Raw genomic sequence first — 23,576 nt, 5'->3', positions numbered from 1 at the left:
GTCTTCGTCTCGAACGTCGTTATCCGTACCGGATAGTTAACACATCGAGGCGTGCGCATGAGGCTTTCCACGAAACTGCTGTTGCTCGTCGCGGCGGCGCTGCTGGGCGTCGTGCTGCTGGCCGCGACGGCGCTGCATACGTTGCGCTCCGCGCTGATCGACAGCCGCCGCGAGGAAATCGTCATCCTGTTGACGAAAGCCGAGCACCTGGTCAACGCGTACCGCGAGTTGCAGACGAGCGGCGCGCTGACGCGCGAGCAGGCGCAGCAGCAGGCGAAGGAGGCGCTCTCCCGGCTCAACACGAACACGCGGAGCTACTACTGGGTCACGACGGCCGACGGCGTCAATCTCGTGCACCCGAACGCGAAGTTCATCGGCACCAAGGCCAACGGCAACCACACGCCCGATGGTCTGCTCGACCGCGACGCGTATCGCGCCGGGATGGCGCAATCACATTTCGCGCTCGTCGACGTGCTCGTGAAGCGCACCCCGGAGGGCGAACCCGAGCCGAAACTGCAAGGTGTCGTGGCGATCCCGGACTGGGACTGGTGGATCGGCACCGGCTTCTTCTACGACGACATCGATGCCGCGTTCTCGAAGTTCGCGGTGCTGCTGGGCGCGATTGCACTCGGCATCGCGGCCGGCCTGGCCGCAATCGCGTGGGCGATCCTGCGCAGCATCACGCGCACGCTCGGCGGCGAACCCGCGCAGGCGACGCGGATCGCGCGCGCGATCGCGACCGGCAACCTGAACGTGCAGCTCGATGCGGCGAAGGCCGCGCCGGGCAGCCTGCTGGCGGCGCTCGCGGAGATGAGGGCGGCGCTCGTCGGGATGATCGCCGAAATCCAGTCCGCGACGCACTCGATCGCGATCGGCACGGGCGAGATCGCGCGGGGCAATCTCGACCTGTCGCAGCGCACCGAGGAGCAGGCCGCGTCGCTGCAGCAGACCGCCGCGAGCATGGAGCAGATCACGGCGACCGTGAAGCAGAACGCCGACAATGCGCGGCAGGCCAACGGGCTCGTCTCGACCGCGGCCGACGCGACCGAGCGCGGTGGCGAGGCGGTGCAGGAAGTGGTCGCGACGATGCAGCAGATCGCGCAGCAGTCGGACCAGATCGCCGACATCACGTCGGTGATCGAGAGCATCGCGTTCCAGACCAACATTCTCGCGTTGAACGCGGCGGTCGAGGCGGCGCGCGCCGGCGAAGGCGGGCGCGGGTTCGCGGTCGTCGCGTCGGAAGTGCGCTCGCTCGCGCAGCGCAGCGCCGCCGCCGCGAAGGACATCAAGTCGCTGATCCAGGCGTCGGTCGAGAAGGTCGGCCACGGCAGCCAGCTCGTCGGCGTCGCGGGCGACCGGATGACGGCCATCGTCCAGTCGATCCGCCATGTCGCCGGCATCATGGGCGAGATCACCGCGGCATCCGACGAGCAGAGCACCGGCATCGAGCAGGTCGGCAAGGCGGTCACGCAGATGGACGAGGTCACGCAGCAGAACGCGGCGCTCGTCGAGCAGGCCGCGGCCGCCGCGTCGTCGCTCGACGAACAGACCGCGCGGCTGCGGACCGCGGTGTCGGTGTTCAGCGTCGGGTGATGTCAGCCGCGAAAGCGCGGCGTGCAGCGGGGCCGGGGCCCCGGGTGTTCGTCGCGGGCCGGTGGCTGCGGCAGCCGGCCCGCTGTCCGACGGCGTGTCGGCAGGGTCACGACACCTTGTCCACCGCCGGCGCATAGCGCCCGCCGTCACCCGCTTCATCGCCGGACGCCAGTTCCTCCAGCGCGAGGCCCTTCGTCTCGATCCCGAGCGCCCACACCGCGAGCGCCGCCGCCGCGAACGACAGCGCGCCGAGCGTGAACACGCCGCCCTGGCCGAACACCGGCAGCACCACGCCGACCACGTACGGCCCGATCAGCGACCCGATGCGCCCGATCGCCGACGCGAAGCCCGAGCCCGTCGCGCGCGCGCCGGTGCCGTACAGCTCGGGCGTGTACGTGTACAGCGCCGCCCACATCCCGAACAGGAAGAACTGCATCGCGAGGCCCGTGCCGATCAGCAGCGTCGTGCTGCCGCCGTACAGCGCGCTTTGCCCGTACGCATACGCCATCGCGCCGCCGCCGAGCAGCGACGCGATGCAGGTCGGCTTGCGCCCCCAGCGCTCGACGAGCCACGCCGCGCACAGGAAGCCCGGCACGCCGCCGAGCGAGATCAGCACCGTGTAGAACACCGATTTCGTGACTTCGAAGCCGGCCTGCTGCAGCAGCGCGCCGAGCCACGACGTGAGCCCGTAGAAGCCGAGCAGTGCGAAGAACCACAGCAGCCACACCATCGCCGTGCGGCGGCGATACGCGCCGCTCCAGATTTCGCGCAGCGCGCCGCGGCCGCGCGGCGCCGGGGCCGGTGCGAGCCGCGCCGGCGGCGGCAGCGTCGCGACGCCGGCCGAGCGCATCACCTTCGCCTCGATTTCGCGCATCACCGTGTCGGCCTCGCCGAGCCGGCCCGCGTGCTCGAGCCAGCGCGGCGATTCCGGCACGAGCCGGCGCACCACCAGCACGAACACGGCCGGAATCGCGAGCAGCGCGAACACGGTGCGCCAGCCGAACTGCGGCAGCACGAAGTACGACACGATGCCGGCGGTGATGAAGCCGAGCGGCCAGAAGCCGTCCATCAGCGCGATCAGGCGGCCGCGCTTCGCGGTCGGCACGAATTCCGACAGCAGCGTCTGCGCGACCGGAAACTCCATGCCCATGCCGATGCCGAGCAGCACGCGATAGACGATCAATGCGTCGACGCTCTGCGCGGTCGAGCACAGGTACGACGCCGCGCCCCACAGCACCATGCTCCACTGGAACACGGGGCGGCGGCCGAAGCGGTCCGCGAGCAGGCCCGCGACCGCCGCGCCGAGCACCATCCCGAAGAAGCTCGCGCTCGCCACCAGCCCGGCCGTGGCGGTCGACAGCCCGAACTCCTTCTTGATCGAGCCGAGCACGAAGGTCATCGTGCCGAGGTCGACCGAGTCGAAGAAGAACGCGATCGCGATGATGAAGAAGATCAGCTTGTGATACCCGGAGAACGGCAGACGTTCGAGCCGGGCGGCCGCGCTGGCGCGCGTGATGGAGGCGGTGGCGGGCATGGCGTCCTCTGCGGAAGAGAAAAGGCCTCGAAGCGGGGTGCTTCAAGGCCTCTGCTCTTCAGTAGACGCGACCACAATTGGCTGCATCGGAGGAAAAGCGTCGCGGGCTTGGCCAAATGCGTCACGGCCGCGACGCGTGCGCGCATCAGTTCTTCAGCCGGTAGCCGGTGCGGAAGATCCACGCGACGATCGCGAGCAGCACGATCAGGAACAGCGAGGTGGCGGCGAGGCTGATGCCGACGTGCACGTCGGCGAGCCCGTAGAACGACCAGCGGAAGCCGCTGATCAGGTAGACGATCGGGTTGAACAGCGTGACGATGCGCCAGGCGGGCGGCAGCATGTCGACCGAATAGAAGCTGCCGCCGAGGAACGTGAGCGGCGTGATGATCAGCAGCGGCACGAGCTGCAGCTTCTCGAAGCTGTCGGCCCAGATGCCGATCACGAAGCCGAACAGGCTGAAGGTGATCGACGTCAGCACGAGGAACAGCACCATCCAGAACGGATGCAGGATGTGCAGCGGCACGAACAGCCCGGCCGTGGCGAGGATGATCAGCCCGAGCAGCATCGATTTCGACGCGGCCGCGCCCACGTATGCGATCACGATTTCCCAGTACGACACGGGTGCGGACAGGATCTCGTAGATCGTGCCGGTGAAGCGCGGGAAATAGATGCCGAACGACGCGTTCGAGATGCTCTGCGACAGCAGCGACAGCATCACGAGGCCCGGCACGATGAACGAGCCGTAGCCGATGCCGTTCACGTCGCTGATGCGCGAGCCGATCGCGGAGCCGAACACGACGAAGTACAGCGACGTCGAGATCACCGGCGCGATGATGCTCTGCATCAGCGTGCGCCGCGTGCGGGCCATTTCTGCGCGGTAGATCGCGCGGATCGCATGGAAGTTCATGGGTGGGCTGCCTCGTGTACGCCGTTGCGGCGGTTGTCGATCAGGCTGACGAAGATGTCCTCGAGCGAGCTCTGCGTGGTGTGCAGGTCGCGGAAGCCGATCCCGGCCGCGCCGAGCGCGTTGATCAGCGTCGCGATGCTCGCGTCGTCGCGATGCGAGTCGTACGTGTAGACGAGCGCGCTGCCGCCGTCCGCGAGTTCGAGCCCGAACGGCGCGAGCGCGGGCGGCATGGCCGCGAGCGCGCGGTCGAGCTGCACGGTCAGCTGCTTCTTGCCGAGCTTGCGCATCAGCTCGCGCTTTTCCTCGACGAGCACGAGTTCGCCGCCGAGGATGATGCCGATCCGGTCGGCCATTTCCTCGGCTTCCTCGATGTAGTGCGTGGTCAGCACGATCGTCACGCCGCTTTCGCGCAGCGAATCGACGAGTTTCCACATGTCGCGGCGCAGTTCGACGTCGACGCCGGCGGTCGGTTCGTCGAGGAACAGGATGCGCGGCTCGTGCGACAGCGCCTTCGCGATCATCACGCGGCGCTTCATGCCGCCCGACAGCGTCATCAGCTTGTTGTCGCGCTTGTCCCACAGCGACAGCGCCTTCAGCGTCTTCTCGATGTGCGCGGGGTTCGGCGCCTTGCCGAACAGGCCGCGGCTGAACGACACGGTGGCCCACACGGTTTCGAACGCGTCGGTGGTCAGCTCCTGCGGCACGAGGCCGATCAGTTCGCGGGCCGCGCGGTACGCGCTGCGGATGTCGTGGCCGCCGACCGTCACGCGGCCGTCGGTCGGCGTGACGATCCCGCAGATCGAGCCGATCAGCGTCGTCTTGCCGGCGCCGTTCGGCCCGAGCAGCGCGAAGATCTCGCCCGGGCGGATGTCGAGGTTGACGTGTTTAAGCGCCTGGAACCCGGACGCGTAGGTCTTGGACAGGTTCGAGACGGACAGGATCGGGGGCGTGCTCACGGGCGAGGTCCGGTAGGGAAGACGGCGGGGGCGGCCGCGGCGGCGCGCGGGCGCGAAGGGCGGGGCGTACGGCGGACAGGTGGCATCGGGTGTTCGTCGAAGCGATGGGATCGCTATCTTAGCAACGGCGAGCGGGGTTTGCCGGGGTGCGCAACAGCCGCGTGGATCGCGTGCCGATTAGTCGGTTTGGATGAACAAACGCGGATCGGCAGGGCGGTCGGTGGTCGATTCGGCTCGAAGGGCCGGATTTCAAGGGCGGGGGAACGTTTACAGTCCGTGGCGAACAGGGTGCTTCGTGGGGCGAGCCGTGGCGATTGGCTTCGTTGCCGGGAAGGAGTGGTGCCGAATCGGCATGGACCAGAAACGCAAACGCCGCCGACATTGGCTGTCAGCGGCGTTTGCTACGACAAGAACCTGGCGGCGTACCCGCGCTCGTCAAACCCTCTCCGGCGCCCTAGCCACCTTCCCGACATCCCGCGCCGGCGCCCCGTTCGCAACGAAATAAGGCACATCCACCCGCGCCAGCGCCTGCCGCCCGCGAATCTTGTCCGCGATCTTCTCGGCGATCATGATCGTCGGCGCGTTCAGGTTGCCGGTCGTGATGATCGGCATGATCGACGCATCGACCACGCGCAGGCCGTCGAGCCCGTGCACGCGGCCTTCGTTGTCCACCACGGCCATGTCGTCATAACCCATCTTGCACGAGCACGACGGATGAAACGCCGTCTCCGCGCGGGCACGCACGAAATCATCGAGCTCCTTGTCGCTCTTCAGGTCCGCGCCCGGGTTCAGCTCACGGCCGCGATAGCGGTCGAGCGCGGGCTGGCGCATGATCTCGCGCGTCGCGCGGATCGCGTCGCGGAACTCGCGCCAGTCGAGCGCTTCCGCCATGTAGTTGAACAGGATGCTCGGGTGCTCGTTCGGATCGCGCGAGCGCAGCTTCACGCGGCCGCGGCTCGGCGAGCGCATCGAGCCGACGTGCGCCTGGAAGCCGTGCATCTCGATCGCGTTCGAACCGTTGTAGTTGATCGCGACCGGCAGGAAGTGGTACTGGATGTTCGGCCACAGGTCGTCGTCGCGCGTGCGGATGAAGCCGCCCGCCTCGAAGTGGTTGGTCGCGCCGAGGCCCGTGCCGTTCAGCATCCATTCGAGGCCGATCTTCGGCTGGTTCCACCACTTCAGCGCCGGGTACAGCGACACCGGTTCCTTGCACTGGTACTGGATATACATCTCCAGGTGATCCTGCAGGTTCTGGCCGACGCCCGGCAAGTCGAGCACGACGGGGATGTCCAGTTCCTTCAGCCACGCGCCGGGGCCGACGCCCGAGCGCTGCAGCAGCTGCGGCGATGCGATCGCGCCGCTGCACACGAGCACTTCGCGGCGCGCATGCGCGGTCGCGCGCTCGCTGCCGCGCAGGTAGGTGACGCCCGACGCGCGCTTGCCGTCGAACAGGATGCGATCGGCGAGCGCGTGCGTGACGATCTCGAGGTTCGGCCGCGCGCGCGCCTGGTCGAGGTAGCCGCGCGCGGTGCTCGCGCGGCGGCCGCGCGGCGTCACGGTGCGGTCCATCGGGCCGAAGCCTTCCTGCTGGTAGCCGTTCAGGTCGTCGGTGCGCGGGTAGCCGGCCTGCACGCCGGCCTCGACCATCGCCTCGAACAGCGGGTTCACGCCCGGCTTGCTGGTCGTGACCGACACGGGGCCGTCGCCGCCGTGGTAGTCGTTCGGGCCCACGTCGCGCGTCTCGGCCTTCCTGAAGTACGGCAGGCAGTCGAGATACGTCCAGTTGTCGAGGCCCTTGTGCGTCGACCAGTTGTCGTAGTCGAGCGCATTGCCGCGGATGTAGCACATCCCGTTGATCAGCGACGAGCCGCCGAGCCCCTTGCCGCGCCCGCACTCCATCCGGCGGTTGTTCATGTGCGGCTCGGGGTCGGTCTCGTATGCCCAGTTGTAGCGGCGGCCCTGCAGCGGATAGGCGAGCGCCGCCGGCATCTGCGTGCGGAAGTCGAAGCGGTAGTCGGGGCCGCCCGCTTCGAGCAGCAGCACGGTGACGTCCGGATCTTCCGTCAGGCGCGTCGCGAGCACGTTGCCCGCGGAGCCTGCGCCGCAGATGATGTAGTCGTATTCGCGTGTCGTCATGACGGATCTCCTTGTTCGTGACTCAAAACACCGGGTTGTAGCGGCCGAGCTCGACCTGCACCGACTTGATCCGAGTGTAGTGTTCGAGCGTCGTGATGCCGTTCTCCCGTCCGACACCGGATTGCTTGTAACCGCCAACCGGCATTTCGGCCGGCGATTCGCCCCACGTGTTGATCCAGCAGATGCCGGCTTCGAGGCGGTGGATCGTGCGGTGCGCGCGCGACAGGTTCTCGGTCACGACGCCGGCCGCGAGCCCGAAGTGCGTGTCGTTCGCGCGCGCGACGACTTCGTCCTCCGATTCGAATTCGAGGATGCTCATCACCGGCCCGAAGATCTCCTCGCGGACGATCTTCATGTCGTCGCGGCAGTCGCCGAACACGGTCGGCGCAACGTACTGGCCGTTCGCGAAATGGCCGTCGGTGAGGCGCGTGCCGCCCGCGAGCAGCTTCGCGCCCTCGGCCTTGCCGCTGTCGATGAAGCCGAGCACCTTGTCGAGCTGCGCGGCGGACACGAGCGGGCCGAAGTTCGTGTCGGCATCGGTCGGCTTGCCGACGCGGATGCGCTTCACGCGTTCGAGCACGCGCGCGGTGAATGCGTCCTTGATCGAGCGGTGCACGAACACGCGCGTGCCGTTCGTGCAGACCTGGCCCGAGCTGAAGAAGTTGGCCGTTACCGCGATGTCGGCGGCACGGTCGAGATCGGCATCGTCGAACACGATCAGCGGCGATTTGCCGCCGAGCTCCATCGTCACTTCCTTCAGCGACGATGCGCCGGCCAGCGACATCACCTTCTTGCCCGTCTCGACGCCGCCCGTGAACGACACCTTCGCGATGTCGGGGTGGCCCGTGAGCAGCGCGCCGACCGAGCCGTCGCCCTGCACGACGTTGAACACGCCGGCCGGCACGCCGGCCTCCGTGTAGATCTCCGCGAGCTTCAGCGCGGTCAGCGGCGTGACCTCGCTCGGCTTGAACACCATCGCGTTGCCGGCCGCGAGCGCAGGGGCCGTCTTCCAGCACGCGATCTGGATCGGGTAGTTCCATGCGCCGATGCCCGCGCATACGCCGAGCGGCTCGCGGCGCGTATAGACGAACGACTCGGCGCGCAGCGGCACCTGCAGCCCTTCGATCGCGGTCGCGAGGCCCGCGTAGTACTCGATCACGTCCGCACCGGTGACGATGTCGACCGCGAGCGTCTCGGCGATCGGCTTGCCGGTGTCGCGCGTTTCCAGCGCCGCGAGTTCGTCGTTGCGCTCGCGCAGCAGCTCGACCGCGCGGCGCAGGATGCGCGAGCGCTGCATCGCGGTCATCGCGGCCCATTCGCGCTGGCCTTCCCGCGCCGATGCGACCGCGCGGTCGACGTCGGCGGCGCTCGCCTGCTGCACCTGCGCGAGCAGTTCGCCGGTGGCGGGATCGAAGGTGTCGAAAGTCTTGCCGCTGGTGGCGTCGACGTAGCCGCCGCCGATGTAGAGGCGCTGCAAACCGAATACGGACATGAGGATCTCCTTGAGGGCGATTGCGCGCCGCGTCAGTCGGACGCGAGCAGCAGGTCGATGTAATCGTGGGCAAGCTTCAGCGCCGCCCGGGTGTCGAACGGGCCGCCGGCGAGCGCGCCGCGCAGCCACAGGCCGTCGATCAGCGCGGCGAGGCCGCTGGCCGCTTCGCGCGCTCGCGCGCGCGGCACGGCCTTCGCGAATTCCGCGCACAGGTTCGAATAGAGCCGCCGCGTGTTGACGTGCTGCAGGCGCTTCAGCGCCGGCTCGTGCATGCTCTGCGACCAGAACGCGAGCCAGGTCTTCATTACGGGCGCGCTGATCTGGGTGTCGTCGAAGTTCGCGGCGACGATCGCGCGCAGCCGGGCGCGCGGATCCTTGCGCGCGGCGACGCGGCGGCGCGTGGTGGCCGACCACAGGTCGCGCAGCACGTGGCGCATCGTTGCTTCGAGCAGGCCGTCCTTGTCGCCGAAGTAATGGCTGACGATGCCGGTGGAAATGTTCGCGCGCTGCGCGACCGACGCGAGCGTCGTGCCGGGCAGGCCGGCTTCGTCGATCGAGCGCAGCGTCGCGTCGATCAACTGCGCACGGCGGACTTCCCGCATTCCGACTTTCGGCATCGCGACTCCCTGGGCCCGGACGGCAGATCGATGGAAGCCGTGAGCTTAGCGGTTTTTTATTGATCGTTCAATCAATAAAAAAGCGGGGTCGGAGGGGCGAAGGCAAGGGAAAACGGGGTGCGATTGGGCGGTCGCGGCGATATGCAACTGCGGAAAAGCGGATCCGAAAGACAGTTAAATAAAATGGAGTTTGTTTAAAACGGATAAAGAGGGCGGCAAGTTTATAAGTCGCCGCCTCGATATTTTTTGCCATTTCCTCTTCGAAAGATTGTAAATGTGACCGATGTTTGTCGGTGTACGGAAATTTGCAGAATGTTCGGGGGAGATGATTGATGCGAGGGTGAGGCTGTCGTGAGATAGTGTATGGAATACAAGGCATTGATTATTAATGAAAATAATGCGAGTTTTCAGCGAATTGAAAGGTAATTGAAAAATGATTGCGTATCCCTCGAAAACCTTTGCTCATACCATAAAAAATGCTCGAAAAATTTGAATCGACGGCGTTTCCGGGTTGAGTAGAGGGGATATTTGAACCTGCTTGAGTGATCAATATTCGGCGTATTAGTATGGCGCCGCACTGGCAGGAAATAATCGACGCCGCCGAATTTGGTGCGGTGCGCCGGCCGTGGCGCGATCGGGGGTTGCGCCGCGGGCCGGCGCGTCGCCATTGCATGCGCGTGTGCACCTGCGGCAAAGCGCTCAGCCGAACCGCCGCATCCACCCGGAGAACGACGATGCCGACCGAAAAACACGTGGTTCCGCTGCCGAATGGTCTGAAGGTTTACGTCGAGCGCCAGGTGTTCGATCCGGCGTTCGACACGGCGATCCTCGTCAACGGCGCGCTGGCGACGACGGCGTCGTTCGGGCAGACCGTCCAGTACCTCGGCGAGCGGATGAACACGGTCTGTTTCGACCTGCCGTACGCGGGGCAGTCGCGCCAGCACAACCCGGGCTGCTTCATCCTGACGAAGGACGACGAGGTGGCGATCCTGCAGCATCTGGTCGAGCGCTTTGCGCCCACCTATCTCGTGTCGGTGTCGTGGGGCGGCGTCGCGTCGCTGTTCGCGCTCGCGCGCGGCTGCCCGAGCGTGCGGCGCGCGGCGATCTGCTCGTTCTCGCCGTTCCTGAACGATGCGATGGTCGACTACGTGACCCGCGCACGCGACCACATCGCCGCCGGCGAGAACCTGAAGGCCGCGCAGCTGCTCAACGACACCGTGGGCCGCTACTTGCCGCGCATCATGAAGCTGTACAACTACCGCTACCTCACGCGCCTGCCGCGCGACGAGCAGGACCAGGTCGCGTTCCACGTCGACCAGATCCTGTCGCTGCAGCCCGAACGCTACCTGAGCGAGTTCTCGAACATCCGCTGCGAGCTGAAGTTCGTCAACGGCGCGCTCGACGAATACACGACGCCCGCCGAAGTCCGCACGCTCGCCGCGCACGTGCCGCGCGCACAGTTCGCGACGATCCCCGGCGCCGGCCATTTCCTCGACATCGAAGGCCGCGCGCAGCGCGACAGCACGCGCGCCGAGCTGCTCGGCTTCTTCTGCGACGCCGCGCCGACGCTGCTCGGCATGCCGCCCGACATGCCGGCCGCGTGCCTCGCCACGGCGATGCCCGCACTGTCGTCGTGACGCCGCGCGCGCCGCTCCGCGCATCCGATTTCCACTCCACCCGAGGCAGGCCAGCCGTGAATATCGTTCAGAGCATCGCCATCGTCGTACCGTGGGCCGCGTGGCTCGCGTACTGGATCGCCACGTCGAACGCGGTGAAGGCGACCGTGCGCAAGGAGGCGTCGCGCTCGCGCACGCTGCAATCGATTCCGCTGATCGTCGGCGGCGCGCTGATCATCCTGCCCGACCCGACGTGGCAGGCGCTCGCGCCCGACTGGCATCGCTTCGGCCTGCAGGCGCAATGCGGCCTCGCGGTGCTGGTGGCGGGCCTGCTGTTCTCGGTGTGGGCGCGGCGGCATCTCGGCACGAACTGGAGCGTGTCCGTCACGCTGAAGGCCGATCACGAACTGATTCGCACCGGCCCGTACGCGCTCGTGCGGCACCCGATCTACACGGGCTGCCTGCTCGCGCTCGCCGGCGCCGCGCTGATCGGCGGCGAGTGGCGCGGCGTGCTCGGCGTGCTGCTGGTGTTCGCGTCGCTCGCGTACAAGGTGCGCGTCGAGGAGAGCTGGCTGACCGGCCATTTCGGGCCGGCCTATGCGCAGTACCGCCGCGAAGTCGCGGCGCTGATCCCCGGCTTCTACTGACTCCCGCGAGGCGCGCGATGGCGAAGGTGATCGTGACGGCGATCGGCTCGGCGGGCGACGTGCATCCGCTGCTCGGCGTCGCGCGCGCGCTCGCGGTGCGCGGCCATCAGGTCGTGTTCTGCACGCATCCGCCGTTCGAGGCAGCCGTGCGGCGCTGCGGCTTCGCGTTCGTGCCGGTCGGCACCGCGGCCGAGTACGACGCGGCGATGGCGAACCCCGCGCTGTGGGATCCGCGCACGTCGTTCCGCACGCTGTGGCAGGTGATCGCGCCGGTGCTGCGGCCGCATTACGACGCGCTGCGCGCGCTGACGGACGCCGACACCGTGCTGGTCGGCACGCTGTGGGCCTTCTCCGCGCGCTTCATGCAGGAGTTGCACGGCACGCCGTACGTGTCGGTGCAGGTGTCGCCGTCGACGCTGCTGTCCGCGCATGCGCCGCCGACGCATCCGCGCCTGACGATTCCCGCGCGCTGGCCGCTGCCGGTCAAGGCCGCGCTGATGACGCTGATCGAGCGCGCCGCGCTCGACCGCGTGTGCGGCCCCGCGCTGAACGCGGTGCGTGCGGATCTCGGGCTGCCGCCCGCGCGGCGCGTGCTCGGCCGCTGGCTGCATTCGACCGACGGCGTGCTGTGCCTGTTTCCCGACTGGTTCGCGCGGCCGCAGCCGGACTGGCCCGTGAATCATCTGCAAAGCGGCTTTCCGCTGTTCAACGACGTCGGCGAACCGGCGGGCGACGCCGGGCTCGACGCGTTCCTCGCGGCGGGCGCGCCGCCGGTCGTGTTCACGGCCGGCTCGACGCGCGTCGATCACGCGGCGTATGCACGCGCGGCGAGCGAGGCGCTGCGCATCACCGGCGCGCGCGGCATCCTGCTGACGCCGGGCGATGTGCCGGCGGGCGGCGCATCGCTGCTCGTGCGGCGCTTCGTGCCGATGCGCACGCTGCTGCCGCGCTGCCGCGCGCTCGTGCATCACGGCGGCATCGGCACCGCGGCGCTCGCGTACGAGGCCGGCATTGCGCAGGTGGTGACGCCGTTCGCGCACGACCAGTTCGACAACGCGCAGCGCGTCGCCGCGAGCGGCTGCGGCGTGCGGCTCGATGGCCCGGTCGATGGTGCGCGACTTGGCGCGGCGCTCGCACGCGTGCTCGACGATCCCGCGTTCGCCGCGCACGGCGCGCGGGCGCGTGCGGCGCTCGCCGCCGCGCCGGACGGCTGCGCGCGCGCGGCGGATTTCATCGAACGGTTCGTGCCGGCGCAGGGGCGCGCGGGCGCGCGTTCCGCACCGGCCGCCGCGGCGGCAAGCGCATGAGCACAGCATCGCCGCTTCGTGATGCGCATGCCGCGCCGGCAAGCCCCGCCGCGGCAGAGGCATCCACGCGGCCGCTGCGCGGCGCGCGCCTCGCGCTGCTGACGTTCGCGCTGTCGCTCGCGACCTTCATCGAGGTGCTCGATTCGACCGTGACGAACGTCGCGGTGCCGGCGATCTCGGGCAGCCTCGGCGTGTCGAACAGCCAGGGCACGTGGGTGATCAGCTCGTATTCGGTCGCCGCCGCGATCGCGGTGCCGCTCACCGGCTGGCTCGCGCGCCGCGTCGGCGAGCTGCGCCTGTTCGTCGGCGCGGTGCTGCTGTTCACGCTGACGTCGCTGCTGTGCGGGCTCGCGCGCGACCTGCACGTGCTGGTCGTGTGCCGCGCGCTGCAGGGGCTGTTCTCGGGGCCGATGGTGCCGCTGTCGCAGACGATCCTGCTGCGCGCGTTCCCGGCCGACAAGCGCACCGTCGCGCTTGCGCTGTGGGCGATGACGGTGCTGCTCGCGCCGATCTTCGGGCCGGTGGTCGGCGGCTGGATCATCGACAGCTTCTCGTGGCCGTGGATCTTCCTGATCAACCTGCCGATCGGCATCTTCTCGTTCGCGGTGTGCACCGCGATGCTGCGGCCCGACGCGCAGCGCGGCGCGGCCGGCCCGGTCGACGTGCCGGGCATCGTGCTGCTCGTGGTCGGCGTCGGCGCGTTGCAGGCGATGCTCGACCTCGGCCACGACAAGGGCTGGTTCGGCTCGCCGCTGATCGTCACGCTCGCGATCGTCGCGGCGCTCGCGATCGTGTCGCTGCTGATCTGGGAAGCGGGCGAGGCGCATCCGGTCGTCGAGCTGAGCCTGTTCCGCGATCGCACGTTCTCGTTCTGCGTGCTGATCATCTCGCTCGGGATGATGAGCTTCTCGGTGGTGGGCGTGGTGTTCCCGCTGTGGCTGCAGGCGGTGATGGGCTACAACGCGTTCCATGCGGGGCTTGCGACCGCGCCGCTCGGCATCCTCGCGCTCGTGTTCTCGATTCTCGTCGGCCTGCATGCGCACCGCTTCGACGCGCGCGTGCTCGCGACATTCGGCTTCCTGGTGTTCGCGGGCGTGCTCGCGTGGGACGCGCACTTCACGCTGAACATGACGTTCGCGCAGGTCGTCGCACCGGGGCTGATCCAGGGCATCGGGCTGCCGTGCTTTTTCATTCCGCTGACCGCGGCGACGCTGTCGCGCATCCCCGACGACAAGCTCGCGGCCGCGTCGAGCCTGTCGAACTTCCTGCGCACGCTGTCGGCCGCGTTCGGCACCGCGATGAGCGTGACGCTGTGGGACAACCGCGCGACCTATCACTACGACGTCGTGTCGCAGTCGGTCACGCAGGCCGCGGCGAACACGCAGCGCTTCGTGCACGCGCTCAACGCGATGGGCATCGACGGCGTGCGCGAGCTGGCGACGCTGAACCGCGTCGTGATGCAGCAGGCATACATGATGGCGACGGGCGACATGTTCTGGATGGCGAGCATGACGTGCGTCGTGCTCGCCGCGATGATGTGGCTCACCCGGCCGAAGCGGGGCGCGGCGGCGTCCTTTGGACATTGATTGCTCGTAGGAGGCAACATGGCGGCACTCGGCGCGCTCGTGATTCTCTACCACCCGACCGACGCGCAGCTCGCGGCGCTCGGCGCACTGCGGCGCGCGTGCGACGCATTGCTCGTCGTCGACAACACGCCGCAGCCCGACGCGCAGGCGCGCGACGTCTGCACGCGCGACGGCATCGCGCTGCTGCATCACGGCAATCGCGGCGGGATCGCGGGCGCGTTCAACGCGGGGCTCGCGGCGCTGTTTCGCGAACGCGTCGATGCGGTCGCGCTGTTCGACCAGGATTCGGCGGTGCCGGCCGCGTTCTTCCCGGCCATGCGCGACGTGTGCGCGGGGCTCGCGCACCGCGCGTTCCTCGCCGGGCCGCGCGTGTTCGACGAGAACGCGCGCAGCTTCCTGCCCGAGCTGTCGACCAACGGCATCACGCTGCGGCGCCTGCGCATCGAGCCGGGCGCGCCGCTGCAGCGCTGCGCGTTCCTGATTTCGTCGGGCTGCGTCGTGTCGCGCGATGCCTACGACACGCTCGGCCCGTTCGACGAGACGCTCGTGATCGATCACGTCGACACCGAATACAGCTTCCGCGCGCTGGCGCGCAACGTGCCGCTCTACGTCGTGCCGTCGCTGGTGCTGTCGCACCGGATCGGCGCGAAGCAGCGCCACGCGTTCGGCCCGTTCGAGATGACGTCGATGAATCATCCGTGGCAGCGGCGCTATTACAGCGCGCGCAACGGCGTGCAGCTCGGCATCCAGTACGGGCTGCGCTTTCCGGTTGCGATCGTGCCGAACCTGCTGACGCTGTGGCAGATCGTGCAGATCGCGCTCGTCGAGCGCGACAAGCGCGCGAAGCTCGGCGGCATCCTGCTCGGCATCGCCGACGGCCTGTTCGGCCGGCTCGGCCCGCTCGAGCGCACGCGCCCGCGGCTCGCCGCGCGCGTGCCGCGCGTGCGGCAAGGGTGAGGGCGACGATGCGACGTTCGATGTCGAGAACCGGCAAGATAGCCGCTTCACTGGTTATTTCGTTTGCGCTGGGCGGTTGCGCGCCGTCAGGATTCCTGCCTTCACTGTCGCTGCGCGCACCGGCCGACGACGCGCTCGCGCACACGGTGGGCCCGGGCGCCGGCGGCGCATGGCCCGCGCCGGACTGGGTCGCGCAATTCCAGGATCCGCAGCTCGACCAGCTGATCGCCGACGCGCTGCAGCAGAACCCCGACCTGCAGGTCGCACAGGCGCGGCTGCGGATCGCGCAGGCGCAGCTGCAGCAGTTCGATTCGCTGACCGGGCTGACCGGCACCGCCGGCGCGACGGTCAGCCGCGCGCGCATGCCGCAGCCGGGCGACATCGCCGACGTGTCGGTGGGCGGCTACAAGGTGCCGGTGCAGATCTTCGGCGATCCGGTCGTGTCGCCGTCGTCGGTGTTCGTCGGGCTCACGTACCAGCTCGACCTGTGGGGCAGGAACAAGGCCGCGACGAAGAGCCTGATGTCGCTGCGCGATGCCGCGCGCGTCGAGGCCGAACAGGTGCGCCTCACGCTGTCGACGGCGATCGTCACCGTGTACTGCCGGCTCGACGAGGCGTATGCGGCGCGCGACCTGCTGCAGCAGAAGCAGAAGGTGAGCGAGCGGGTGACGACGGTGCTGCGCGAGCGCACCGCGCGCGGCCTCGACAACGCGTACGACGCGAGCGACGCGTCGATCAAGCGCAGCCGCCTGCTTGCGCAGATCGCGCTGAACGACGAGCAGATCAAGCTCGCGCAGCTGCAGCTCGGCGTGCTGTCGGGGCGCGGCCCCGAGCGCGGCCTCGCGCTGCAGCGCCCGCGCGTCGGCAAGCTCGGCGATGCGCCGCTGCCCGCGCGGCTGCCGGCCGACCTGCTCGGCCGCCGGCCCGACATCGTCGCCGCGCGGCTGCGCGTCGAGGCCGCGTATGCGAGCGCCGACGCGACGCGCGCGGAGTTCTATCCGGACGTGAACCTCGTCGCGCTCGGCGGCGTGTTCGCGCTGGCGCCCGCGTCGCTGTTCAAGCGCGACGCGCTCGCGGGCTCGGTCGGCCCGGCGGTGTCGCTGCCGATCTTCGATCGCGGGCGGCTGAAGGCGAAGCTCGGCGCGGACGTCGCGCAGGCGGACGTTGCGATCGGCCTGTACAACAAGGCCGTCGACGACGCGCTCGGGCAGGTCGCGCAGCTCGTCACGTCGCTGCAGACCGCGCAGACGCTCGTCGCGCAACAGCAGGACGCGGTGAACGCCGCGCAGAAGATCGTGCAGATCGCGGCCGACCGGCACCGGCGCGGGGTGCTGATGCAGAAGGACGTCGACGTCGCGGATCTCACGCTGATCGACGAGCGCGCGCAACTGATCGCGACGCTGGGCCGGCAGCGCACGCTGCGCGTCGCGCTGATCGGTGCGCTGGGCGGCGGGTTCGACGCAGGCGCAACGGTGGCGCAGGCGCCGGCCGTGCATCAGGCGCGCAGCGGGGCGGCGAGGCGCGGTGCTGCGACCGCTGCGGCCGCGAGCCGGGCTGCGGCGGCGGGTACGTCGAACGACGCGCGCCCGGAGCGCGTTGCCGGGCCACCGGCTACCGGTGCGGCGAGTGTCGCACCTGCGCCTGCACCTGCACCTGCACCTGCACCCGCACCCGCACGGCGCGACGACGCGGCGCGTGCGTCGATGGTCGGCGTGACCGACCCCGGCGCGGCGCCTCGCGGTACGCCTGTTCTCGCGCGCGCGGCATCGGCGAGCCCGACGCCGACGGCGAAACCCGTCTTCCAGCACGATCGTCTGATCGTTACGCAAAGCGACTGATGCACCACGACAACCTTCATACTGCCGCGCAGCCGGCCGCGCTGAACGACCCGGAACGCGATGCGCGCCGCGCGACGCGCCGCAAGCGCTTCACCGTGTTCTTCGCGGTCGTGCTGCTGGCCGCGCTCGCGTGGCTCGCGTACTGGCTGATCAGCGACCGCTACTACGAGGACACCGACGACGCGTACGTGGCCGGCAGCATCGTGCAGGTGGCCGCGCAGGTGCCGGGCACCGTCACCGACGTGCTGGTGGGCGATACGCACACGGTGCGCGCGGGGCAGACGCTCGTGCGGCTCGACGACGCGGAGGCGTCGGTCGCGTTCGCGCAGGCGAAGGCGCAACTCGAGCAGGCCGTGCGGCAGGTCGCGAACGCGAAGATCTCGAACACGATGTACGTCGAAGCGGTGAACGCGCGGCGCGCGGACCTGTCGCTCGCGCAGCGCGCGCTCGCGGCGCGCTCCGGCGCGTCGGTCGAGATCGTCGCGCCGGAGGAACTCGCGCGCGCGCGTGCGGCGGCGGCCGGTGCGCAGGCGAATCTCGCGGCTGCGCAGGCGCAGCTCGATGCCGCGCGTGCGCTCGGCGGCAAGCTGCCGGTCGACGAGAGCCCGGCCGTCGTGCAGGCGGCCGCGCAGTTCAAGCTTGCGTACCGCAACCTGAAGCGCACGACGATCGTCGCGCCGGTCGACGGCACGGTCGGCCAGCGCGCGGTGCAGGTCGGCCAGCAGGTCGGGCCGGGCGTGCCGCTGATGTCGATCGTGCAGTTGAAGCAGCTGTGGATCGAGGCGAACTTCAAGGAAGGGCAGATCCGGCACATGCGCGTCGGCCAGCCGGTCGAGATCGTGTCGGATCTCTACGGCACGCGCGTCGTCTATCGCGGCCGCGTGCAGGGCTTCTCGGCGGGCACCGGCAGTGCGTTCTCGATGCTGCCGTCGCAGAACGCGGCGGGCAACTGGATCAAGGTCGTGCAGCGCGTGCCGGTCGTGATCGCGATCGAGGCGGCGGACCTTGCCGCGCATCCGCTGCGCGTCGGGCTGTCGATGCGGGTGGCGGTGGATACGCACGAGCGCGGCGGGCATGCGCTCGACGGCGAGCCGCCGATGCCGGTGCAAAGCACGCGCGTGCATGACGGTGTCGCGAGCGAGGCGGAAGCGGCTGCTGCGGCGGTGATTCGTGACAATCAGGGCGGGTGAACGGCCGCGCCTCCCGCTTCCCGCCTGCCGGCCGCCCATGTCGGCCCGGATCAAACCCATGTCGCGTTTAGCACATCGGCCCCCCCACGTCCCGGACTACTCTCGAACAGCGCGCTGCCTGCTCGCCTCATCCGCCGGCGGGCCGCAGCGCCATCCAACGAGACATGGAGACAATACGATGAGCAGCAATCGAGGTGTCGTCTATCTTGGGCCGGGCCAGGTCGAGGTGCAGAAGATCGATTATCCGAAGATGGTCGATCCGAGCGGCCGCGCGATCGGCCACGGCGTGATCCTGAAAGTGGTCAGCACGAACATCTGCGGTTCCGACCAGCACATGGTGCGCGGCCGCACGACCGCGCCCGTCGGCCTCGTGCTCGGCCACGAGATCACCGGCGAGGTGGTCGAGGTCGGCCGCGACGTCGAGACGCTGAAGCTCGGCGACATCGTGTCGGTGCCGTTCAACGTCGCGTGCGGCCGCTGCCCGATGTGCAAGGAGCAGCAGACGGGCGTGTGCCTGAACGTGAACCCGTCTCGCGCGGGCGGCGCGTACGGCTACGTCGACATGGGCGGCTGGATCGGCGGGCAGGCCGAGTACGTGCTGGTGCCGTACGCGGACTTCAACCTGCTGAAGTTCCCCGACCGCGATCAGGCATTGGCGAAGATCCGCGATCTCACCTGCCTGTCGGACATCTTGCCGACCGGCTATCACGGCGCGGTGAGCGCGGGGGTGAAGCCCGGCTCGACGGTGTACATCGCGGGCGCGGGCCCGGTCGGGATGGCGGCGGCCGCCTCGGCGCGCCTGCTCGGCGCGGCGGTCACGATCGTCGGCGACATGAACGCGGAGCGCCTCGCGCACGCGAGGGCGATGGGCTTCGAGACGGTCGACCTGTCGAAGGACGCGACGCTCGGCGAGCAGATCGCGCAGATCCTCGGCACGCCCGAGATCGATTGCGCGGTCGACTGCGTCGGCTTCGAGGCGCACGGCCATGGCTCGTCGGGGCATGCGGAAGAAGCGCCCGCGACGGTGCTGAACTCGCTGATGGAAATCACGCGGCCGGCCGGCGCGATCGGCATCCCGGGCCTGTACGTGACGGATGATCCGGGCGCGAAGGACAAGGCCGCGCAGCACGGCAGCCTGAGCATCCGCTTCGGCCTCGGCTGGGCGAAGTCGCATTCGTTCTTCACGGGCCAGACGCCGGTGCTGAAGTACAACCGCAACCTGATGCAGGCGATCCTGTTCGACCGGCTGCCGATCGCGAAGATCGTCAACGTGACGGTGATCTCGCTCGACCAGGCGCCGGACGGCTACAAGAAGTTCGACGGCGGCGCGCCGCGCAAATTCGTCATCGATCCGCACGGCATGCTGGCGGCGTAACGCGGCCGGCGGTGCGGCAATCGGAGGGCCGGGGCGGTCATACGCCCCGGCCCTTCGTGTATTCATGCATTCGTGCGTGCGGGAATCGCGCGCTCAGTGCCCGCGATAGAGCCGGGCGAGTTCGATACGGTGCGACCCGGAGCGCCGCGCGGGCTCGGGGTGCGCGCTCACGCGGCGTATCGTCTTCTGCGCATGACGCGCCGGAGCCGTATCGCGCCTGTCGCGCGGTTCCGCGGTGCGCAGCGCGGCGGCGCGCATTCGCGCGCAACCGGATTCGTTACGGAGCGCGCATGGGCGCGCGGCAAGCGTATTGACCGGCGCGCGTGCGGCGATCGCATTCTGCGTGCGCACGGGGGCGGGCGCGCGCACGGGGGGCGCGTCCTGCTTCGGGCGGCCCGCGAGCCGATCCTCCGCGCCCGGTCCGCTGCCTGCGCCGGCCGCGACACGAGGCGGGTCGGTCGCGTGAAACGGATAGACGGGCGGCGGCAGCACCGGCAAATCGGCCGACTGGGCAGCAAGCTCCGCCTGCGCATGCAAGTCGCCGGCGATTGCCGGCGCCTCGGATACGTCCTGCGTCCGGCAGACGGGGTCGAGCCTGCACATCCTGTCGAGCCCGACGTAGCCGCCGAACAGCAGGAAGAGCGTCACGAGGCTCAGCATTGGCGCGGTCGATGCGCGCGGCTGGTTGACGGCGACATGGTGGAAGAAGCGGGCAACGCGCGCGTCCCACGCATCGACCGGCCGCATGGGGTGGTCGGCAAGCGCACGCCGCGGCTGCTCGGCCAGCGGCTCGAACGGCCAGTTCCACCGCCCGCACGCGGGGCAATGCTCGAGCGCTCGGAACGCGATGAATCCGCATTGCGTGCAGCGGCAGCACGCGATGTGCCGCGACCGCGCATGCGCGCTCAGTACACCTGTCAGCGTGTCGCGTGCGACGATTTTCCGGTTGGGCAGGACTTGCATGATTCGACAAGGCCGGACATGTTCGATCGACCGGGCGACATCCGCCCGGCTCCATTCAGGCGGCACGCTCCATCGCCGCGTCGTACTGGCCGCGACAGGCTGCGCCGTTCAGGCGTGCGCGCAGCAGCAGCGCATCCTGCGCGGCGCGGACGTTGGCCGCCTGTCCCTTCCACGCGGCCAGCGGCGGCTCCTGCAGCGCGCGTCCATACGAAAAGCTCAGCAGCCACGGCCGCCCGGCGATGCGATTCATCGCGTCGAGATGGGCCGTCGCTTCTTCGGGCGTCTGCCCGCCGGACAGGAAGAAGATGCCGGGGACTTCGGCCGGCACGACGCTGCGCAACAGGTGCACCGTCGCCGCGGCGACTTCGGCGGGGGCCGGCTGCGTCGCGTGCGTGCTGCCCGCGACGACCATGCTCGGCTTGAGCAGCATGTGCGCCAGCACGACGCTGTGCCGATGCAGCGCGTCGAACACCGCATGCAGCACGGCGTCGGTCACTTGCGCGCACCGTGCGAGCGAATGATCGCCGTCCATCAGCACTTCCGGTTCGACGATCGGCACGACGCCGGCTTCCTGGCAGATCGCCGCATAGCGCGCGAGCGCTTCGGCGTTCGCCTCGATCGCCGCGCGGCCCGGCAGCGTGGCGGACACGTTGTACACCGCGCGCCATTTCGCGAACCGCGCGCCTTGCCGCCGGTAGCCGTCGAGGCGCGCCGCGAGCCCGTCGAGCCCTTGCGTGATTTCGTCGCCGGGCGCGAGCGCGAGCGGAATCTTGCCCGCATCGACCTTGATGCCGGGCACGATCTGCTGGCGTGCGGCGAGTTCGGGCAACGGCGTGCCGTCGTCCGCGGATTGCCCGAGCGTCTCTTCATACAGGATCACGCCGCTGACGAATTCGCCGAGGCCCGGCGTCGACAGCAACAGGCTGCGCCATGCGCGGCGGTTCTCTTCAGTCGATTCGACCGCGATCGTCTTGAAGCGCTTCGCGATGGTCGGCCCGCTTTCGTCGGCCGCCAGCAGCCCTTTGCCATCCTGAACGAGTGCCTGGATCGTCGCCTGGAGTGCGCTCTCGGTGCTCATGGGATTCCTCCGTTGAAACCCGCCATGCGGCCTTGCATGCCGCCCGTTTTATTGCTCGCTTGATTGCTCGCGTCACATCCGCCTGCTCTCCGATCTTCATTCTTTGTCGCGCACGGGCGAGAACGCAAGGCGCGTGCCGCGCATGATCGGTACGTGAATGGGGCATCTTCCGTGCCTGGGCTAGTGGGTATGCCGTTGCCGCGCGGCCAGCGCGCCGAGGGTCTGCATCGCGTGTTCGACGGCGGGCGTCCACGGCCGGCCGTAGTTGAGGCGCACGTAGCGGCGGAATCCGCCGGAGGCCGAAAAGATCGGCCCGGGCGCGAGGCTGATGCCGTTCTCCATTGCGGCGCCGAACAGGCGCAGCGCATCGACGCGCGGCGGCAGTTCGATCCACAGGAAATAGCCGCCGCGCGGTGCAATGACTTCCGTGCCTTGTGGAAAATATGCACGCACGGCGGCCAGCATCTGCGCCTGGTGCGCGGCAAGATTGCGCCGCAGCTTGCGCAGGAAGCGGTCGTATCCGCCGTCCTGCAGATAGTTCGAGATGGCCAGTTGCGCGGGCACGTCGGCCGCGGGCGCGGCGACGCATTTCGCGTGCCGGATCTGCTGCACGTAGCGCCCGGCCGCGACCCAGCCGATCCGGAAGCCCGGCGCGAGGCATTTCGAGAACGAGCCGCAATGCAGCACGAGCCCGCTATCGTCGTACAGCTTCGCCGGACGCACCGGCACCGAGCCGAAGTACAGCTCGCCGAACACGTCGTCCTCGATCAGCGGCACCTCGTGGGCAGCGAGCAGGGCGATCAGCGCGCGCTTGCGCTCGTCGGAGAGTGTCGCGCCGGTCGGGTTGTGGAACGACGTCATGAGCCAGCATGCGCGGATCGGATGCGTGTCGAGCGCGCTCGCGAGTGCATCGAGATCGAGCCCGGTGCGCGGATCGACCGGGATTTCGACGGCCTTCAGATGCAGGCGCTCCACCGCCTGCAATACCGCATGGAATGCGGGGCGTTCGATCGCGACCACTTCGCCCGGGTGCGTCAGCGCTTCGAGGCTCAGCATCAGCGCTTCCAGCGCGCCGGTCGTGATCACGATCTCGTCCATCGGCAACGCCGCGCCCGCGATCAGGTAACGCAGCGCGATCTGGCGGCGCAGCCCTTCGTCTCCAGGCGGGAACCCCGACAGCAGCTTGGTGCGATCCATGTTGCGCGCCGCCGACGTTACGCATCGCCACAGGCTGTTCATCGGGAACAGCGAATAGCTTGCGAATGCCGAGCCCAGCGGAACGATGTCCTCGTGCTTGATGGAATCCACGAGCCTGCGCAGCGCATCGTCCGGGCTGGCGTTTCGCGCGGCGGCGGTTTTTCGCGGCGGGCCGTGGTTCGAGCGCAGCCGCTTGCCGCCGAGATCGGACACGAAATAACCGGAGCGCGGCCGCGCGACGATCAAGCCCTCGCTCTCGAGCAGGTAGTACGCACGGAACACGGTGGTCGGGCTCACGTGGTACGCATGGCTCGCGGCGCGAATGGTCGGGATGCGTGCACCTGGCACTAAATCGCCGCGCCGGATAGAATCCGCGATCGTCTTCGCCAGCGCCGCGTAACGCTTCATGCTTGTGTCCCCGGCCGATCCGTGACTCGCTGGGAAAAGAGTAGCACGCGACAGGTCACGCGCCATCCCGTCCTCAATTTCTGATCCGCTTGTTTTTTGCGCGCTCTGATCCTTTTAATGCGCGCGGTTTGCGGGCATTCTCTCGCCAGCTTTTTTTCAACCGACGTCCTATCGATACG

19 protein-coding genes are annotated in these 23,576 nt (G+C 69.0%); 9 read left to right on the top strand and 10 right to left on the bottom strand.

What is annotated here, in order from left to right; genetic code table 11:
* Positions 1-57: 57 nt before the first annotated feature.
* The gene (locus HWY45_RS16855) at positions 58-1,593 is read left to right on the top strand and encodes a methyl-accepting chemotaxis protein (protein ID WP_059801535.1); all 1,536 of its coding nucleotides are present in this window, start codon (positions 58-60) and stop codon (positions 1,591-1,593) included.
* 106 nt (positions 1,594-1,699) lie between these two features.
* Here HWY45_RS16855 and HWY45_RS16850 read toward each other — a convergent pair whose 3' ends face one another.
* The 7 genes from HWY45_RS16850 to HWY45_RS16820 all read right to left on the bottom strand — a co-directional run bounded on the left by HWY45_RS16850 (position 1,700) and on the right by HWY45_RS16820 (position 9,488).
* Positions 1,700-3,127: an MFS transporter gene (locus tag HWY45_RS16850; RefSeq protein ID WP_059884608.1), complete on the bottom strand. Its 1,428-nt coding sequence runs from the start codon at positions 3,125-3,127 to the stop codon at positions 1,700-1,702.
* 145 nt (positions 3,128-3,272) lie between these two features.
* Positions 3,273-4,034 carry an ABC transporter permease gene (locus tag HWY45_RS16845; protein ID WP_059562175.1) on the bottom strand — a complete coding sequence of 254 codons (762 nt, stop codon included), beginning with the start codon at positions 4,032-4,034 and terminating at the stop codon, positions 3,273-3,275.
* Entirely contained in the window at positions 4,031-4,990 is a 960-nt protein-coding gene (locus HWY45_RS16840) for an ABC transporter ATP-binding protein (protein ID WP_059562178.1), read from the bottom strand. Before HWY45_RS16840 ends, HWY45_RS16845 begins: the two co-directional genes overlap by 4 nt.
* A 435-nt stretch (positions 4,991-5,425) precedes the next feature.
* Positions 5,426-7,126 (bottom strand): choline dehydrogenase, encoded by a 1,701-nt coding sequence (betA, locus tag HWY45_RS16835; RefSeq protein ID WP_059884609.1) that lies wholly within the window; start codon positions 7,124-7,126, stop codon positions 5,426-5,428.
* 22 nt (positions 7,127-7,148) lie between these two features.
* On the bottom strand, positions 7,149-8,618 hold the full coding sequence (gene betB, locus HWY45_RS16830; RefSeq protein WP_059801780.1) for a betaine-aldehyde dehydrogenase: 1,470 nt from the start codon (positions 8,616-8,618) through the stop codon (positions 7,149-7,151).
* Positions 8,619-8,650: 32 nt separating this feature from the next.
* The gene (betI, locus tag HWY45_RS16825; protein ID WP_059562192.1) at positions 8,651-9,235 is read right to left on the bottom strand and encodes a transcriptional regulator BetI; all 585 of its coding nucleotides are present in this window, start codon (positions 9,233-9,235) and stop codon (positions 8,651-8,653) included.
* A 67-nt stretch (positions 9,236-9,302) separates the two neighbouring features.
* Positions 9,303-9,488, bottom strand: coding sequence for a hypothetical protein (locus HWY45_RS16820; protein ID WP_150998577.1), 186 nt, complete (start codon positions 9,486-9,488; stop codon positions 9,303-9,305).
* Between the two features lie 481 nt (positions 9,489-9,969).
* On the opposite strand from HWY45_RS16820, the gene HWY45_RS16815 reads away from it, so the two are divergent.
* From HWY45_RS16815 to fdhA, 8 genes are all read left to right on the top strand, one after another.
* Positions 9,970-10,872: an alpha/beta fold hydrolase gene (locus HWY45_RS16815; protein ID WP_059884611.1), complete on the top strand. Its 903-nt coding sequence runs from the start codon at positions 9,970-9,972 to the stop codon at positions 10,870-10,872.
* 56 nt (positions 10,873-10,928) lie between these two features.
* The gene (locus HWY45_RS16810; RefSeq protein ID WP_059801776.1) at positions 10,929-11,498 is read left to right on the top strand and encodes a methyltransferase family protein; all 570 of its coding nucleotides are present in this window, start codon (positions 10,929-10,931) and stop codon (positions 11,496-11,498) included.
* Between the two features lie 17 nt (positions 11,499-11,515).
* Positions 11,516-12,805 carry a glycosyltransferase gene (locus HWY45_RS16805; RefSeq protein ID WP_059884612.1) on the top strand — a complete coding sequence of 430 codons (1,290 nt, stop codon included), beginning with the start codon at positions 11,516-11,518 and terminating at the stop codon, positions 12,803-12,805.
* Positions 12,802-14,391, top strand: a complete 1,590-nt coding sequence (locus HWY45_RS16800) for a DHA2 family efflux MFS transporter permease subunit (RefSeq protein ID WP_059884614.1) — start codon at positions 12,802-12,804, stop codon at positions 14,389-14,391. The genes HWY45_RS16805 and HWY45_RS16800 overlap by 4 nt, the downstream gene beginning before the upstream one ends.
* Positions 14,392-14,409: 18 nt before the next feature.
* Complete coding sequence (locus HWY45_RS16795) at positions 14,410-15,348, top strand: glycosyltransferase family 2 protein (protein WP_059884616.1); 939 nt, start codon at positions 14,410-14,412, stop codon at positions 15,346-15,348.
* A gap of 20 nt (positions 15,349-15,368) precedes the next feature.
* Positions 15,369-17,186, top strand: a complete 1,818-nt coding sequence (locus tag HWY45_RS16790) for an efflux transporter outer membrane subunit (RefSeq protein WP_230946827.1) — start codon at positions 15,369-15,371, stop codon at positions 17,184-17,186.
* Positions 17,186-18,376: an HlyD/EmrA/EmrK family protein gene (locus HWY45_RS16785; RefSeq protein ID WP_059884618.1), complete on the top strand. Its 1,191-nt coding sequence runs from the start codon at positions 17,186-17,188 to the stop codon at positions 18,374-18,376. Before HWY45_RS16790 ends, HWY45_RS16785 begins: the two co-directional genes overlap by 1 nt.
* A gap of 178 nt (positions 18,377-18,554) precedes the next feature.
* The gene (fdhA, locus tag HWY45_RS16780; RefSeq protein WP_059562241.1) at positions 18,555-19,751 is read left to right on the top strand and encodes a formaldehyde dehydrogenase, glutathione-independent; all 1,197 of its coding nucleotides are present in this window, start codon (positions 18,555-18,557) and stop codon (positions 19,749-19,751) included.
* A gap of 93 nt (positions 19,752-19,844) precedes the next feature.
* Here fdhA and HWY45_RS16775 read toward each other — a convergent pair whose 3' ends face one another.
* From HWY45_RS16775 to HWY45_RS16765, 3 genes are all read right to left on the bottom strand, one after another.
* A complete protein-coding gene (locus tag HWY45_RS16775) occupies positions 19,845-20,714 on the bottom strand; it encodes a hypothetical protein (protein WP_059884620.1) in 870 nt (289 codons plus the stop codon).
* 55 nt (positions 20,715-20,769) lie between these two features.
* Positions 20,770-21,792 (bottom strand): class I fructose-bisphosphate aldolase, encoded by a 1,023-nt coding sequence (locus HWY45_RS16770; RefSeq protein WP_059884622.1) that lies wholly within the window; start codon positions 21,790-21,792, stop codon positions 20,770-20,772.
* A 180-nt stretch (positions 21,793-21,972) separates the two neighbouring features.
* A complete protein-coding gene (locus HWY45_RS16765) occupies positions 21,973-23,397 on the bottom strand; it encodes an aminotransferase-like domain-containing protein (protein ID WP_059801765.1) in 1,425 nt (474 codons plus the stop codon).
* Positions 23,398-23,576: the final 179 nt, after the last annotated feature.

This window comes from Burkholderia stagnalis (assembly GCF_902830275.1).
GTDB classification, from domain to species: domain Bacteria; phylum Pseudomonadota; class Gammaproteobacteria; order Burkholderiales; family Burkholderiaceae; genus Burkholderia; species Burkholderia stagnalis.
The sequence above is the reverse complement of the archived record's forward strand: the minus strand, read 5'-3'. Positions and strand labels throughout refer to the sequence as shown.

Excerpts from the sequence above, each read along its gene's own strand:
- HWY45_RS16765 (WP_059801765.1), bottom strand. The coding sequence starts at position 23,397 with ATGAAGCGTTACGCGGCGCTGGCGAAGACGATCGCGGATTCTATCCGG.
- HWY45_RS16800 (WP_059884614.1), top strand. The coding sequence starts at position 12,802 with ATGAGCACAGCATCGCCGCTTCGTGATGCGCATGCCGCGCCGGCAAGC.
- HWY45_RS16775 (WP_059884620.1), bottom strand. The coding sequence starts at position 20,714 with ATGCAAGTCCTGCCCAACCGGAAAATCGTCGCACGCGACACGCTGACA.
- HWY45_RS16795 (WP_059884616.1), top strand. The coding sequence starts at position 14,410 with ATGGCGGCACTCGGCGCGCTCGTGATTCTCTACCACCCGACCGACGCG.
- betI (WP_059562192.1), bottom strand. The coding sequence starts at position 9,235 with ATGCCGAAAGTCGGAATGCGGGAAGTCCGCCGTGCGCAGTTGATCGAC.
- betA (WP_059884609.1), bottom strand. The coding sequence starts at position 7,126 with ATGACGACACGCGAATACGACTACATCATCTGCGGCGCAGGCTCCGCG.
- HWY45_RS16820 (WP_150998577.1), bottom strand. The coding sequence starts at position 9,488 with ATGGCAAAAAATATCGAGGCGGCGACTTATAAACTTGCCGCCCTCTTT.
- HWY45_RS16855 (WP_059801535.1), top strand. The coding sequence starts at position 58 with ATGAGGCTTTCCACGAAACTGCTGTTGCTCGTCGCGGCGGCGCTGCTG.
- HWY45_RS16845 (WP_059562175.1), bottom strand. The coding sequence starts at position 4,034 with ATGAACTTCCATGCGATCCGCGCGATCTACCGCGCAGAAATGGCCCGC.
- HWY45_RS16790 (WP_230946827.1), top strand. The coding sequence starts at position 15,369 with ATGTCGAGAACCGGCAAGATAGCCGCTTCACTGGTTATTTCGTTTGCG.
- HWY45_RS16785 (WP_059884618.1), top strand. The coding sequence starts at position 17,186 with ATGCACCACGACAACCTTCATACTGCCGCGCAGCCGGCCGCGCTGAAC.
- HWY45_RS16850 (WP_059884608.1), bottom strand. The coding sequence starts at position 3,127 with ATGCCCGCCACCGCCTCCATCACGCGCGCCAGCGCGGCCGCCCGGCTC.
- HWY45_RS16770 (WP_059884622.1), bottom strand. The coding sequence starts at position 21,792 with ATGAGCACCGAGAGCGCACTCCAGGCGACGATCCAGGCACTCGTTCAG.
- fdhA (WP_059562241.1), top strand. The coding sequence starts at position 18,555 with ATGAGCAGCAATCGAGGTGTCGTCTATCTTGGGCCGGGCCAGGTCGAG.
- betB (WP_059801780.1), bottom strand. The coding sequence starts at position 8,618 with ATGTCCGTATTCGGTTTGCAGCGCCTCTACATCGGCGGCGGCTACGTC.
- HWY45_RS16815 (WP_059884611.1), top strand. The coding sequence starts at position 9,970 with ATGCCGACCGAAAAACACGTGGTTCCGCTGCCGAATGGTCTGAAGGTT.
- HWY45_RS16805 (WP_059884612.1), top strand. The coding sequence starts at position 11,516 with ATGGCGAAGGTGATCGTGACGGCGATCGGCTCGGCGGGCGACGTGCAT.